Consider the following 13,477-nt stretch of genomic DNA (forward strand, 5'->3'; position numbering starts at 1 on the left):
CGAATGGTCCTTCGGTGCGTGGGTGGTGAGCCGGGCGACTCACCACTCCAACGCTAGGGCGGCGGCAGTGGTGAGTCAAGCCACTCACCTCGTAGACTCGGCCCATGGACAGGGTCGTACCGACGTATCACCAGCGCGTCGCCCAGGAGAAGCGCGCGCTGATCGTGGCGGCCGCGACCTCGCTGTTCCTCGAATTGGGCTACGACCGGACGTCGCTGGCGCGAATCGCGGACCGTTCGGGTGTCTCGCGGGCCACCCTGTTCAAGCAGTTTCCGAGCAAGGCCGCCCTGTTCGACGCAATCGTCACCGAGGCATGGGCGACCGCCGGCGAGGAGGATCCACCGCCGGCGGGCAACGTCGTCGACGGGCTCGGCATCATCGGTCGCCGTTACGCCGAGCTGCTAGGCCAGGCCCGGATGACCGACCTGTTCCGGATCGTCATCGCGGAGCTGCCGCGGTTCCCTGAACTGGCCCATGCGCAGTTCTCGCAGGGGAAAATGCCCTACTTCGAGTCCGTGCGCAGCTACCTGCTGGCTGAGCACGAGGCGGGAACGGTGCGGATCGAGGACGCGGACCTCGCCGCCACCCAGTTCCTGGGCATGATCTCCAACTACGTCTTCTGGCCGGCACTCCTGGTGCCGGACTGGAAAGTGAGCGCCGAACGCGTCGCTCAGGTAGTCGACGAGGCCGTCCGCACCATTGCCGCCCGGTACGCCGTGAATGGGCCGGGCGCGTCTGTCGGCGATTGAGTCAGTTCCATTCCACCGCGATGCCGGCCAGTCCCGGGCCGGTGTCGCGGAAATACCCGCTCGTCACGCCGCCGGTGTCGCACGGCAATTCCTCCGCCTCGACCGGCAGGGCGTCGTCGCGGGCGCGGACCTCGCGGGTGATCCGGGCGGGCATCGCGGTGGGCGCGAACTGCAATTGCAGCAGATAGCTCGCGCATTGGTCGCGAAGCATCCGGTAGTACCCGGGGAACGTCACGGCGGAATTGTCGTGGATTTCGAAGCAGAAAACGTGGATCTCGCCCTCGGCGAGCTTCCGGTCGAAAAGCAGCTCCGTCGCCATCGTCTCGCGCGCCGGATGCCTGCGGATCCGGCCGACGCGGCAGCCTTCCGCGGTGATCAGCTCGACGTCGTCGATCCGGCAGCCGGGGTCGCCGTTGTAGACGGCCACGTACCGGTCCGGGCCGTGCCGCCGCGCGCGGGTGACCAGCCGGGTCCGGAATTTGACCTGGTGCTGCTGCTCGTCGATGGTGATCTGGTCGTGCACCGACAGCATTTCCAGGTCGGAATTCGACTGCCGGGACGTCGGCGGCGCGCCGAGGTCGCTCATCAGCTGCTCGACGATCGCGCCCATCTCGCCCGAGCGCAGGTCGTGGAACGACGCCGCCGCCTGATGTCCGCGCGGACGCGCCGTGCGCGGGCCGATCAGCACCACCAGCGAGTCCGCCGGCAGTTGCAGCACCGACTCCAGCGCGCGGACCGCGGGCAGCGCCTTGGGCACCTCCGGCTGGCGGAGCCCGCGCTGCCAGTAGCTCAGCGTCGACTGTCCGATGTGGACGCCGCGGAGCGCGAGGTGCGCCCGCAGCCGGGCGAGTGACAGGCCGCGATGCGCGATCGCGAGCCGCAGCGCCTGGTGGAATTCACCGGACCGCAGTGCTTCGCCGAGCTCGGGCGGCAGTTCACCCGCGCCGCGCCGGCCAGGTTCCATGATCAGTGGGCCATCCCCGTCTCGTGCCACCGCTGTCCCTTCAACGCCGCCCGTGCGCTGGGCGTGAATGCCGCGGAACGTTCACGTTAGCAGCGCGCGGTTACGGGTCCGGCCCCCGTTTGGTGTGCTTGGCCACGGAAGGGTAACCGTTCCGTGTTCCACCGCCGACCCGGAACACCCCCGTTGCCGGACGGGCATCTTGCTCGGAGTGATCGACCGGTTCACCGTTGTGACCACCACTGGCCACGTCTAGGCGGGAGGTGCGTCATGGGCTTGGGGAAACCGAATCACGTGGGGAGCACTGCCGGGCGGGTCCGGCGGTCCTCGACCAGTTGCCGAAGGCACGTCGGACGCTTGCTGCTCCTCGTGGCGTTCACGGGCCTGGCGTTGCCGGTGTCGGCTCCGGGCGCGGGCGCGGCGCAGCCCGCCGACACCGGCAACGCCCACCTTACGGCCGTGCCGCGCAGCGAGGTGGTGCCGCGAGACGGCCAAAGCACGCCGGCGCAGCCGCACGGCGACGACTGGATTCCGCTGCTGTGCCTCGCCGGGCTGCTGGTCGCGGTGCCGGTGGGTTACTTCGGCTACGTCCGCGCCCGCCGCGAGGCAGCCTGAGCGAGCCACCAAGTATCTTCGACGGCGTGGGGCGACTGGTCGTAATCGAAGGTCTGGACGGCGCGGGCAAGCGCACGCTGTCCGAGGGGCTGACTGCTGCGCTGAGGGACGCTGGCGCGAGCGTCGGCAGCCTCGCCTTCCCGCGTTACGGCAGGAGCGTGCACGCCGATCTGGTGCGCGAAGCGCTGCATCGCGGGCACGGCGACCTCGCCGATTCGGTGTACGGAATGGCGCTGCTCTACGCCCTCGACCGCAGCGGCGCGGCTGACGAGATCCGCGAACTGCTCGCGGCCAACGACGTCGTCCTGCTGGATCGCTACGTCGCCTCGAACGCCGCGTACGCCGCCGCGCGCCTGCGCGAGCACGCGGACGGCGCTGTGGTGCAGTGGGTTTGGGACCTCGAGGTGACGCGGTTCGGATTGCCGCGCCCGGACGCGCATCTGCTGCTGCGGGTGAGCCCGGAGGTCGCTGCCGAGCGGGCAGTGCGCCGAGCGGAGTCGGACGCGGCGCGGACGCGGGACGCGTTCGAGTCGGATGATTCGCTGCAGCAGCGTTGTGCCGCGGTGTATGACGAGTTGGCTGCGGAGTCGTGGCTGGCACCGTGGCATGTGCTGGACGGTGTGGCTGGCGTTGATCTGCCGACGCTGGCGAAGTCGCTGCTGGCTTAGCCTAGGGCTGCGGTCGCGGCGCGCAGTTCGTCGAGTGCCTCGGCTGCCAGCGCGCCGAACTCCCGTCGGTTGCCTTCCTCGATCCATCGGTGGAAGGCCGTGCCGAATGCGAGGCAGCCCAATTTCGCCGCGATGTGCGCGGTCGGCTCGGTGACTCCGGGCGCGGCGAGCGCGTCGTGTCTGATCTCGCGGAGTCGCGGCATGTGCTGGACGGTGTGGCTGGCGTCGATCTGCCGACGCTGGCGAAGTCGCTGCTCGCTTAACCCAAGGCCGCAGTCGCGGCGCGCAGTTCGTCGAGCGCCTCGGCCGCCAGCGCACCGAACTCCCGCCGATTGCCTTCCTCGATCCATCGGTGGAAGGCCGTGCCGAACGCGAGGCAGCCCAATTCGGCCGCGACTGTGACGGTCGGTTCGCCGACTCCGCGCGCGGCGAGCGCGTCGTGCATGCCTGCGACGAGCCTGGTGCGCTTGAGCAATTCGCGTTCGAGCAAGTCGTTGTTCGCCGCCACGACCGGCTGCCGTTGCCGGGCCAGAGCGAGCCGCTCGCCGGTGAAAACCGTCGCGACGGCATCCAATGCCCCGCCGACCGCTTCGAACGGCGTCGCGCCCGCTGGCGTCCCGGCAATGCCCTCGGAGAACAGCCGGGTCAGTTCCTCCTGGCCGCCGAACAGCACTTCCCGTTTGTCGGCGAAATAGCGGAAGAAGGTCCGCTTCGTGAGACCGGCGCGTTCGGCGATCTCGGCGACCGTCGTCTGGTCGTAGCCGCGTTCGGTGAACAGGTCGAGCGCGGCCCGCTCCAGGCGTTGGCGTGCGTTCGGTTCCCAGCGGCCCATGCCGTCCAGTCTAGGTGATGACACCGGATGACATGAGGCGTACTGTGATGGCACCAGGTGTCATCAACATGGAAAGGAAGGCCCATGCGGGTTTTCGTCACCGGAGCCAGCGGCCACGTCGGCTCGGCCCTCGTCCCCGAACTGCTCGCCGCCGGACACGAGGTGGTCGGCCTCGCCCGGTCGGACGCCTCCGCCGCGACGCTCGCCGAACGCGGCGCGCAGGTGCGGCGCGGCGACCTCGACGATCTCGACGGCCTGCGCGCGGCGGCGGCCGAGGCGGACGGCGTCGTGCACTTGGCGTTCAAGCACGACCTGATGGCCAGCGGCGAGTTCGCCGGAGCGGTCGACGCGGATCTCGTCGCGCTGAAAGCGCTCGGCGAAACCCTCGCCGGCACCGGAAAACCACTGGTCTCGACCTCCGGCACCCTGATGTTCGCCGGGCTCGGCCGCACCGGCACCGAGGACGACCGGCTTCCCGGCGGTTCGCGCGTGGACGCGGAAAACTACGTGCTCGGGCTCGCCGACCGCGGTGTCCGGTCGTCAGTCGTGCGGCTGCCGCCGTCGGTGCACAGTTCGCTCGACAAGCACGGTTTCGTCCCGACCATGATCCGTTTCGCCCGCGCGGCCGGGGTTTCGCCCTACGTCGGCGACGGGGCCAACCGCTGGTCCGCCGGGCACACGCTCGACGCGGCCCGGCTCTATCGGCTCGCGTTGGAGAGCGCGCCGGCCGGGGTCGTGCTGCACGCGGTCGGCGACGAGGGCCTTTCGCTCCGGCAGATCGCCGAGACGATCGGTGCGCGGCTCGGTGTCCCGGCGAAGTCCATCACCCCGGAGGAAGCCCCGGCGCACTTCGCGTTCCTGGCGCCGATGGTGCAGTCGGACGCGCCGACGTCCGCCGCGCGCACGCGTGAACTGCTCGACTGGAAGCCGGAACACCCTGGCCTGCTTGAGGATCTGGCGGAGGAGCACTACTTCGCTACGGCGTGAACCTCGCCGGATCGAACAGCGCGATCGGATGCCGAGTCGCGCCGTCGACGATCAGGTCGGCGAGGATTTCCCCGACCACCGGCACGAATTTGAAGCCGTGGCCGGAAAACCCGCACGCCACCACCGCGCGCGGATGCTTCGGGTGCGGGGCGATCACGAAATGCTCGTCCGGGGTGTTGGTGTAGAGACAAGTCGCCGCGCGGCGGAAGGTCGCCGGGAGCGTCGGGATCCGGGAGCCGACAACCGCTGCGACCGCGCGTACCTCGTCGTCGTGGATCCGCCGGTCGATCGTGTCGGCCGTGCACGGCTCGCCGCCAAGGTGGATCGCAACCTTGACGCCTTGCGCGGTGTGCGCGGGGAATCCGTAGAACTGGCCGCCTTCGGCGGTTTCCCAGAGGTAGACGGGATGGTCGACGAACGGGCGCACGTCCTCCGGTTCGAACCAGTACTGGACCTGGCGGCGCACCTCGAAATCGACGCCTAGGTCGCCGAGCAGCACGGGAGCCCACGCGCCGGGGCACAGCACGAGCCGCTCCGCGGTGTAGTAGCTCGAAGCGGTGCCGACGCGCACCCCGTTTTCCGTGCTGGTCCAGGTGAAAACCTGCTCTTCGTGGTGCAGTTCGGCACCGTGGCGCGCGGCGAGTCGCAGGTGCGCGGCGACGCTTCCTTCCGGCGACACGAAACCGGCGCCGGGTTCCCACAGCGCCACCTCGTCCTCGGCTGGGGAGATGGTGGGGAACCGGTGCCGGATCTCGTCCGCGTCCAGGATTTCGTGCGGGATGTCGAATTTCTCGGCGGAAAGCGTGCTGCCCGTGATCGTGCGCGACTCCGGCGGTCCGCCCATCACCGCGCCGCAGCGGGTGAACAGCGACCGTCCGGAGTCGCGTTCGAGCTGATCCCACATCTCGTGCGCGCGCAGCAAAAGCGGTACGTAATCCGGCCCTTCGAGGTACGCCTGCCGCGTGATCCGCGAACCGCCGTGGCTCGAACCGAGGTTGTGCACCGGCGCGAACTGATCGATCCCGAGCACCTTCTGGCCCCGCTGCGCCAGCCGGTAGGCAGCCGCGCTGCCCATCCCGCCGAGACCGATCACGATCACGTCGTAATGCGTCATTCAGTGCTCCTCAACGGTTCCGCGGCCACCTTCGCCGCGAACCGTTCCCCGAAGTGTTCGATTTCCACTGGCGTGCGCGGCCGGGCGTCCTCGACGGGAAGCCAGGCATAAGCCAGGTTTTTGTCGACGGTGTAGCCGTACGCGCCGCTCGTGACGTATCCCGCCGGGCGGCCGTCGACGTACACCGGCTCCCGGCCCTGCATGACGGAATGCGCGTTGTCGACGACCAGGCACACCAGTTTCCGCCGAACCGTCGAAGGAGAACGGTGGAGAAGCGTGTCCCGGCCGAGGAAGTAGCCCTTGTCCATCCGCACCGCGAACCCGAGCCCGGCTTCGTACGGGTCGTGCTCGGTGGTCACGTCGATGCCACAGCTTCGGTGCCCTTCCTCCATCCGGAGGCTGCGCAGCGCGTCCTCGCCGGCCGCCACGATCCCGTGCGGCTGCCCGGCTGACCAGAGCGCGTCCCACAGCGACCGGCCGAGGTCCGCGCCGGTGTGCAGCTCCCAGCCGGGTTCGCCGACCTCGGACCCGCGCAGCACGGTCACCGGCACGTCGCCGACGTAGGTCCGCCACACGCGGGAGTCCGATGTGGACAGTTCGGGCAGCACCCGTTCGGCGAGCGGTCCCCACAGGCCGAGACTGCAGGTCCCGCCGGTCGTTTCGCGCAGCTGGACCGAGCCATCGCCGGGCAGATGACGGCGCAGCCAGGCGACATCCCGGTGGTGGCGCGCGGCGACGTGAAACTGCTCCACGCCGAGCCGGGCGACGGTGAGATCGCTGCGGACGCCGCCGTCCTCGCCGAGCAGCAACGTGTCGGTGACGGAGCCGGGCGGACGGTCGAGCTGGTTCGTGGTCATCGTCTGCAGGAACGGCAGCGCGCCGCGGCCGGTGATCTCCAGCCGTCGCCGCGGGGTCAGGTCGAACAACGCCACCCGGCTCCGAGCCGCGACGGCCTCCGCACGGCTGTCGGAATACCGCTGCGGCCGCGCCCAGCCGTCTTCCTCGCGAAACTCCGCGCCCAGCGCGACTTCGCGCTCGTAGCACGGTGAGGTCCGCAGCAGTTCCGTCGCTGGTCGTTGATGCCCGGCCGTCGCCAAACTCCGCTCCCGGACGCGACCGGGAGCGAGCTGCAGCCGATCGAACCGGGCGAGATCGACGGAGTGCAGGTCAAGGTGCGCTTGCCCCTCGATGAGCCAGCGCGTCAGCTCCCGTGCGACCCCGGCGGACCACGCGCAGTCCACCGCCTCGGCGACCCAGAACCCGTCGAGATCCGGATGTTCGCCCAGCAACGGCAACCCGTCCGGCGTACCCGGGAGCAGCTGCCGGACGCCCTCCTCGACCTTCGCGTCGGCCAGCGCGGGCACCAACCCGAGCGCAGCCGTCCACGACTCCTCGAAACCCGCCGGAGCGAACTCGGCATCCGGCTCGACCGGGCCGAGCGCGCTGATGCCCAGCCGGTCGACGTGCTCGCGCAGCGACAGCCCGGCACCGCGCAGGATCGGTTTGTCCGCCTCGGTGAAGTGGTCGTTGTCCCCGGCGAGCTGCGCCAGCGGCGTGGTCCGCGCGTGATCGACGGCGATCGGCACCACCGGCACCGCGAGATCGACCAGCCGCCCGAACCGCGGCCCGCGCACTCCGGCGCACGAGACGACCACGTCGGCGCGGAACCGGTCGGTCGCGGTCGCCACCGCGGTCACCCGGCCCGCCGTGCGCACGATCTCGACAATCTCTTGTCCGGTAAGGAATTTCGCGCCCCGTTCCTTGGCGCGGCGGGCTTGGGCGAGCGCCGCGCGGATAGGCTTGACGAGCCCGTCGCCGGGCAGATGCAGGCCGCCGAGCACCTTCGCGGGGTCGAGCAGCGGGTGCAGCTGGGCGCATTCGCCCGGTTCGCGCAGGTAGCCGCGGACGCCGGACGACGTCGCCCAGCCAAGCCGTTGCCGCAGCCGGGAAAGCTGCTCCGGCGTGGTCGCGAGTTCCAAGCTCCCGACGGGCTGGAAACACCAGCCGCCGTCGACGGTCAGCCCGCTGTACTTCTCCGCGGTGTACTTCGCGAACTCGGACGCCGTGCGGTCGGCGTGCGTGCGGAACAGGAGTCCTGGCCCGGCCGAAGCGATCGCGGGTTCCGGTTCGAGAACGGTGACGTCCGTCCAGCCTCGTTCGGTCAGCTCATCGGCGACCGCGCAGCCGAGGAGCCCGGCGCCGAGCACAACCACCCGCGGTCGCACCGCCATCGCGAGGTACCTCCTGCCTGCCGGCCGTCGCGACGGCCCGGCTCGGGACGAGACAGGCATGCCGGAACGCCCCCGCCGGGGAACGGACGCGTTGCGGATGGAGATCGATGTTCCGTCTGCTGCAACTCACAAATTGCGGGATCGCGGGCGCGCTGTCAAGAGAGCCGCCGCGGCCTGGGAGGTCACGCGGAAAAGTAGCCAAGCTGAGCGGAAAGCTCCCGCGCCGCCTCGGCCATCGGCGCGACGATCTGCCGGATCCGCTGTTTGGACAGCCGGTAGGACGGACCGGACGCGCTCATTGCCGCGACGACGTCGCCGCCGGGACCGCGCACCGGCACCGCGACGGCGTGCATGCCCAGTTCCAGCTCCTCGAAAGACGCCGCGTAGCCGTCTTCGGCGACGCGCTCCAGTTCGGCCGCCAGCTCGTCGCGGTCGACCGTGGTGCGCGGCGTGAACTGCTCCAGTTCGTGCGCGAGCATCCGCTTGCGCTCGGCGTCGTCCATCGCGGCGAGCAGCACCTTGCCGCTGGAAGTCGCGTGCAGCGGCGTGCGCTGCCCGGTCCAGTTCTGCGTGGTGATCGCCGCCGACCCGCGGGCCTGGCTGATGTTGATCGCGACGCCGTCGTCGGCGATCGCGATGTTGACCGTCTCGCCCAGTTCCTCGGCGAGCGTCTGGCACGTCTGCCTGCCGAGCTTCGCCAGGTCCATCCGGCCGGTCGCGGCACCGGCCAGCCGGACCACGCCGAACCCGATCGCGTACTTGCCGCGTTCGCCCAGCTGCTCGACCAGCCCGTGCGCCTCCAGCACGCTCAGCAGCCGGGACGCGGTGGACTTGTGCACGCCCAGTTCGCCCGCGATCTCGGTGATGCCGGTTTCGCCGTTGCGGGCCAGCAGCTCCAGGACTGTGATCGCCCGGTCGACGGACTGCACCGCGCTTCCCGTTGCGTTTCCCGAGTCCTGGTTCCGCATAGCGCAACAGTAACCGTTCGGCTGCGATCTGTTCGGCTGAGCGGGCGAATCCGGTCGCGGCCGGACGCCGGAAGGGGCCGGATGGCCCAACCGGGCCGGTGATCTTGATCTTTCCGGTGGTCAAACGCGCGGGTCGTGCGCGCGAGTGCGGGCGGTAGTGCGAACATGTGGTCATGAAGGCACGTGTCTTGGTGGTCGACGACGACCCGGCGCTGGCGGAGATGCTCACCATCGTCCTGCGCGGGGAGGGGTTCGACACCGCGGTCGTCGCGGACGGTTCGCGGGCGCTGCCCGCGCTGCGGGAGCTGAAACCGGACCTCGTCCTGCTCGATCTCATGCTGCCCGGCATGAACGGCATCGACGTGTGCAAGGCGATCCGCGCCGAGTCCGGCGTGCCCATCGTCATGCTCACCGCCAAGAGCGACACCGTGGACATCGTGCTCGGGCTCGAGTCCGGCGCCGACGACTACGTGGTCAAGCCGTTCAAGCCGAAGGAGCTCGTCGCCCGCGTGCGCGCCCGGATGCGCCGCACCGAGGCCGAGCCCGCCGAATCGCTCACCATCGGCGACCTCGCGATCGACGTTCCCGGCCACGAGGTCACCCGGGAGGGCAAGGCGATCCCGCTGACCCCGCTCGAGTTCGACCTGCTCGTGGCGCTGGCCCGCAAGCCGCGCCAGGTGTTCACCCGCGAGGTGCTGCTGGAGCAGGTGTGGGGCTACCGGCACGCGGCCGACACCCGGCTGGTGAACGTGCACGTCCAGCGCCTTCGCTCGAAGGTGGAGAAGGACCCGGAGCACCCTGAGGTGGTGCTGACGGTGCGCGGAGTCGGGTACAAGGCCGGCCCGCCGTGATCGTGCGATGACCGGTTTCGCGGGGCGGCTTCGCGCCGCCGCCCGCGCCACGGCCCGGCTCGCCGGCCGGATCGTGGTTTTCGCTCGCCGCCGCGCGGTGGCGTTCAACGAGCTGTGGAAGCACTCGCTGCAGTTCCGCGTCACGATCTCGACGCTGGCGCTGTCCTCGGCCGTGGTGTTCGTGCTGGGCATGGTCCTGCAGAACCAGATCACCGAACGGCTGCTGGACACCAAGCGCCGCGCCGCGATCGAGCAGACCCAGGCGCTCGCCGACACCGCCGCGCGCGAGCTGGTCGGGATCGGCGGCGAGTCCCCGGACGCGCTGCACACGCGCCTGCAGAACGCGCTCAAGAAGATCTCGACCACATCGTCGTCGCGCGCGGGTTCCACCGCGGGCACCTTCGAACCGGTGCTGGCCAGCGTCGGGCGCGGCCAATCGGAAACCGACCCGGTGTACGTCGGGCCGTTCACCTCGGTGCCGGAGCGGCTGCGCCAGTTCGTCGAGGCCGATCACCTCGCCCGGCTCGAGCACACGGTCGACGAGAACGGCGTGCGGACCACCTACCTGATCGTCGGCATCTCGCTGATGTCCGGGGCCAGTCCGCTGCAGCTGTACCTGCTGTTCCCGCTCACCAGCGAGCAGACCACCGTGTCGACCGTCCAGAACACCTTGTTCGTGGCCGGGATCGTGCTGCTGCTGTTGCTCGCCGGCATCACGAACCTGGTCGTCCGGCAGGTGGTGCGACCGGTCCGGCAAGCCGTCGCGGCGGCCGAGCAGTTCGCGGGCGGCGATCTCGACCAGCGTCTCGCCGTAGTGGGCGAGGACGACCTCGCCAAACTCGCGGTGTCCTACAACAGCATGGCGGCCAGCATCCAGAACCAGATCCGCCAGCTCGAGGAATTCGGCGGCCTGCAGCGCCGGTTCACCTCCGACGTGTCGCACGAGCTGCGCACCCCGCTGACCACCGTGCGGATGGCCGCCGACGTGCTGCACGCGTCCCGCGAACAGTTCCCGCCCGGGCTCGCCCGTTCCACCGAGCTGCTGGTCGACGAGCTGGACCGGTTTGAGGCATTGCTCGGCGACCTGCTGGAGATCAGCAGGCTCGACGCGGGCGTCGAAGAGCTGTCCGCGGAGTACATCGACGTCCGGCCGATCGCGACCCGCGCGGTCGAGCAGGTGCGGGTGCTTGCCGGAACCGCGGGCAGCGTGGTCGAACTGGTGCTGCCGGACGAGGACGCCTCGGCCGAGGTGGACGCGCGCCGGATCGAGCGGATCCTGCGCAATCTGCTGGCCAACGCCGTCGACCACAGCGAGGGCAAACCGGTGGTGCTGACGGTCGCGGTGAACGAAACCGCGGTCGCGATCACCGTCCGGGACTACGGCGTCGGGCTGCGGGCCGGGGAAGCGGAGCTGGTGTTCAACCGGTTCTGGCGCGCCGACCCGTCGCGCAACCGGCGCACCGGCGGCACCGGGCTCGGCCTCGCGATCAGCCAGGAGGACGCGCGGCTGCACGGCGGCGTCCTCGACGCGTGGGGCGAGCCGGGACACGGCGCGTGCTTCCGGCTCGAGGTGCCGCGCCGCCAGGGCGTGCCGATCGCGGAAAGCCCGCTGGTGCTGCCGCCGCCGGACGCCGTTTCGGAGATCACGCTGTCGCCGTCGTCGGTCGCCGAACTGCATCCCGCGCCGGAGGCGATCCTCGCCGATCCGGCCCCGGACCGGGAGGAGGTCGGGCAGTGAGGCGAGTGCTTCTCCTCCTCGCCTGCGCGCTGGTGCTCGTGAGCTGCGCGAACGTTCCGCAGGAATCGCTGCCGGTCGTGGTGTCCGCGGAAAAGGCACCGCAGCAGGCCAACAACGCGCCGGAACCGCCCGCCAACGCCGAACCCCTCGACATCGTGCGGCTGTTCATCAAGGCCAACGCCGATCCGCGGTCCGGCAACGCGGCCTCGCGGGCGTTCCTCGACGACAAACAGCGCGGCGCGTGGCGGCCGAACCGCTCGTTCACGATCATCGACAAGACCTTCAGCACGGTCTACGACACCGCCGCTGCCAGCCCGACCACCACGGCCACTCCGTCGTCGACGACGCCTGATCCGAACGTCCGCACCGTCACGGTGCGCGGTTCGGTGCTCGGCACGCTGAGCGCGGACTCCGCGTTCATCCCCGGCAGCGGCCCGGCCGAGCAGACCTTCCAGGTGCACAAGCAGGCCGACGGCCAGTGGCGGATCTCCAGCCCGCCCCCGCCGGTGCTGCTGGTGACCGACGACGAGTTCGACGGCAACTACAACCCGGTCGCGGTGAGCTTCTACTCGCCCGATTCCGGTGCCTTCGTGCCAGACCTGCGCTACGTCCCGGCGAAACCGCAGTCCGGCATGCCGGGCCGGGTGATGGACCTGATCCTGCAGGGCCCGTCGGCCGGGCTCACCGGCGCGGTGAAGAACCTGTTCGGCGACGGGGTTTCGCTCGAGAACAACGTGAAGAACAACGACGACGGCTCGCTCACCGTCCCGCTGAGCGGGCTCACCGGGACCAGCCCGGAAACCCGGTCGCTGATCGCCGCGCAGATCGTGCTGTCGATGCAGACCGTCACGTCCACCCGGATCCGGCTGCTCGCCGACGGCGCGCCGCTTGTGCGCGACCACGAGTACTGGCGCGGCAGCGACGTGCCCTCCTACAACGCGAGCCCGGATCTGCGGGGCCTGATGACGATCGGCGGCCGCGTCCGCTCGCTGAGCGACGGCGCGCCGATCGCGGGCCCGGCGGGCAACGGCGAGTACCAGGTGCTGAACGCGGCCCAGTCGATCGACGGCAAACGGCTCGCGGTGGTCGAACAGGACGGCGACCGCGTCCGGCTGCGCATCGGCGACCTCGGCCGCGACCTGCCGACGGTCGACCTCGGCGGCGGTTCGCTGAGCCGCCCGACCTGGCGGCCCGCCCCGACCGGAGCCGGTCCGTCGAACGAGGTGTGGACGGTCGTCGACCATTCGATCATCGCGCGGATGGTGCTCGACCCGAACGGCCGCTGGCTGCGCCAAAGCGTCAACGCGAACGACCTGCTGGCACTCGGGCCGATCGGCGTGCTCCGGCTTTCCCGGGACGGCGCCCGCGTGGCCGCGACGGTGAACGGCCAGCTGGTCGTGGCGTCGGTGGTGCGCAGCGGCGACACGGTCACCTTGCGCGAGCCGCGCGTCCTGCAGCCTGGCGTGCTGATCGACGTCTTGGACGTGGATTGGGGTTCGACGCCGGACACCCTCGTCGCCGCGACGTCCTCGCCCTCGCAGCCGGTCCAGCGGCTGTCGGTCGACGGACGGCGGATGGACGCCTACAACAGTTCGAACCTCACCGCCCCGGTGCGCGCGGTCGCGGCGGCACCGGGCCAGCCGATCGTGGTCGCGGACGCCGGGGGACTGTGGACGGCGACCGAACTGGGCGAGGTGTGGCGGCCGCAGTCGCACTCGATGCAGAACGCGGAACCGTTCTATCCGGGGTGATCCCTGGGCTTT

The 13,477-nt window shown here is 70.4% G+C and carries 13 protein-coding genes; 7 read left to right on the forward strand and 6 right to left on the reverse strand.

Features of this window, described 5'->3' with window-relative positions; translation table 11 throughout:
• The first annotated feature begins 104 nt into the window (after positions 1 to 104).
• A complete protein-coding gene (locus ACWDNU_RS23260) occupies positions 105 to 749 on the forward strand; it encodes a TetR/AcrR family transcriptional regulator (protein WP_370934300.1) in 645 nt (214 codons plus the stop codon).
• A gap of 1 nt (position 750) precedes the next feature.
• Here the strand turns inward: ACWDNU_RS23260 and ACWDNU_RS23265 are convergent, their stop codons facing one another.
• Positions 751 to 1,713 (reverse strand): hypothetical protein, encoded by a 963-nt coding sequence (locus ACWDNU_RS23265; RefSeq protein ID WP_370934301.1) that lies wholly within the window; start codon positions 1,711 to 1,713, stop codon positions 751 to 753.
• Positions 1,714 to 2,079: 366 nt separating this feature from the next.
• Between ACWDNU_RS23265 and ACWDNU_RS23270 the strand changes: the two genes are divergently transcribed.
• Positions 2,080 to 2,325, forward strand: coding sequence for a hypothetical protein (locus tag ACWDNU_RS23270; RefSeq protein WP_370934302.1), 246 nt, complete (start codon positions 2,080 to 2,082; stop codon positions 2,323 to 2,325).
• A 26-nt stretch (positions 2,326 to 2,351) separates the two neighbouring features.
• Positions 2,352 to 2,993, forward strand: a complete 642-nt coding sequence (locus ACWDNU_RS23275; protein ID WP_449670442.1) for a dTMP kinase — start codon at positions 2,352 to 2,354, stop codon at positions 2,991 to 2,993.
• On the opposite strand, the gene ACWDNU_RS23280 is transcribed toward ACWDNU_RS23275, so the two are convergent.
• Together ACWDNU_RS23280 and ACWDNU_RS23285 are read right to left on the reverse strand one after the other, a co-directional pair.
• Positions 2,990 to 3,196, reverse strand: a complete 207-nt coding sequence (locus ACWDNU_RS23280) for a hypothetical protein (RefSeq protein ID WP_449670443.1) — start codon at positions 3,194 to 3,196, stop codon at positions 2,990 to 2,992. The genes ACWDNU_RS23275 and ACWDNU_RS23280 overlap by 4 nt on opposite strands.
• Before the next feature lie 56 nt (positions 3,197 to 3,252).
• Positions 3,253 to 3,825, reverse strand: a complete 573-nt coding sequence (locus ACWDNU_RS23285; RefSeq protein WP_449670444.1) for a TetR family transcriptional regulator — start codon at positions 3,823 to 3,825, stop codon at positions 3,253 to 3,255.
• Between the two features lie 84 nt (positions 3,826 to 3,909).
• On the opposite strand from ACWDNU_RS23285, the gene ACWDNU_RS23290 reads away from it, so the two are divergent.
• Positions 3,910 to 4,812: an SDR family oxidoreductase gene (locus ACWDNU_RS23290; protein ID WP_449670445.1), complete on the forward strand. Its 903-nt coding sequence runs from the start codon at positions 3,910 to 3,912 to the stop codon at positions 4,810 to 4,812.
• On the opposite strand, the gene solA is transcribed toward ACWDNU_RS23290, so the two are convergent.
• From solA to ACWDNU_RS23305, 3 genes are all read right to left on the reverse strand, one after another.
• Positions 4,802 to 5,926: an N-methyl-L-tryptophan oxidase gene (solA, locus tag ACWDNU_RS23295; protein ID WP_449670446.1), complete on the reverse strand. Its 1,125-nt coding sequence runs from the start codon at positions 5,924 to 5,926 to the stop codon at positions 4,802 to 4,804. The two genes, ACWDNU_RS23290 and solA, sit on opposite strands and share 11 nt — an antisense overlap.
• On the reverse strand, positions 5,923 to 8,157 hold the full coding sequence (locus ACWDNU_RS23300; RefSeq protein WP_449670447.1) for an FAD-dependent oxidoreductase: 2,235 nt from the start codon (positions 8,155 to 8,157) through the stop codon (positions 5,923 to 5,925). The genes solA and ACWDNU_RS23300 overlap by 4 nt, the downstream gene beginning before the upstream one ends.
• 182 nt (positions 8,158 to 8,339) lie before the next feature.
• On the reverse strand, positions 8,340 to 9,125 hold the full coding sequence (locus ACWDNU_RS23305) for an IclR family transcriptional regulator (protein WP_370934308.1): 786 nt from the start codon (positions 9,123 to 9,125) through the stop codon (positions 8,340 to 8,342).
• A 173-nt stretch (positions 9,126 to 9,298) separates the two neighbouring features.
• On the opposite strand from ACWDNU_RS23305, the gene mtrA reads away from it, so the two are divergent.
• The 3 genes from mtrA to ACWDNU_RS23320 are packed head-to-tail and all read left to right on the forward strand — an operon-like array spanning position 9,299 to position 13,465.
• On the forward strand, positions 9,299 to 9,976 hold the full coding sequence (gene mtrA, locus ACWDNU_RS23310; RefSeq protein WP_005150760.1) for an MtrAB system response regulator MtrA: 678 nt from the start codon (positions 9,299 to 9,301) through the stop codon (positions 9,974 to 9,976).
• 7 nt (positions 9,977 to 9,983) lie between these two features.
• On the forward strand, positions 9,984 to 11,714 hold the full coding sequence (gene mtrB, locus ACWDNU_RS23315) for an MtrAB system histidine kinase MtrB (RefSeq protein WP_449670448.1): 1,731 nt from the start codon (positions 9,984 to 9,986) through the stop codon (positions 11,712 to 11,714).
• Positions 11,711 to 13,465: an LpqB family beta-propeller domain-containing protein gene (locus ACWDNU_RS23320; protein WP_449670449.1), complete on the forward strand. Its 1,755-nt coding sequence runs from the start codon at positions 11,711 to 11,713 to the stop codon at positions 13,463 to 13,465. Before mtrB ends, ACWDNU_RS23320 begins: the two co-directional genes overlap by 4 nt.
• Positions 13,466 to 13,477: the final 12 nt, after the last annotated feature.

The organism is Amycolatopsis sp. NPDC003676 (assembly GCF_053587275.1).

Bases quoted from the DNA above. Each gene is read 5' to 3' on its own strand.
- ACWDNU_RS23260 (WP_370934300.1), top strand. From the start codon at position 105: ATGGACAGGGTCGTACCGACGTATCACCAGCGCGTCGCCCAGGAGAAG.
- ACWDNU_RS23305 (WP_370934308.1), bottom strand. From the start codon at position 9,125: ATGCGGAACCAGGACTCGGGAAACGCAACGGGAAGCGCGGTGCAGTCC.
- mtrB (WP_449670448.1), top strand. From the start codon at position 9,984: ATGACCGGTTTCGCGGGGCGGCTTCGCGCCGCCGCCCGCGCCACGGCC.
- ACWDNU_RS23280 (WP_449670443.1), bottom strand. From the start codon at position 3,196: ATGCCGCGACTCCGCGAGATCAGACACGACGCGCTCGCCGCGCCCGGA.
- mtrA (WP_005150760.1), top strand. From the start codon at position 9,299: ATGAAGGCACGTGTCTTGGTGGTCGACGACGACCCGGCGCTGGCGGAG.
- solA (WP_449670446.1), bottom strand. From the start codon at position 5,926: ATGACGCATTACGACGTGATCGTGATCGGTCTCGGCGGGATGGGCAGC.
- ACWDNU_RS23290 (WP_449670445.1), top strand. From the start codon at position 3,910: ATGCGGGTTTTCGTCACCGGAGCCAGCGGCCACGTCGGCTCGGCCCTC.
- ACWDNU_RS23300 (WP_449670447.1), bottom strand. From the start codon at position 8,157: ATGGCGGTGCGACCGCGGGTGGTTGTGCTCGGCGCCGGGCTCCTCGGC.
- ACWDNU_RS23265 (WP_370934301.1), bottom strand. From the start codon at position 1,713: ATGGAACCTGGCCGGCGCGGCGCGGGTGAACTGCCGCCCGAGCTCGGC.
- ACWDNU_RS23285 (WP_449670444.1), bottom strand. From the start codon at position 3,825: ATGGGCCGCTGGGAACCGAACGCACGCCAACGCCTGGAGCGGGCCGCG.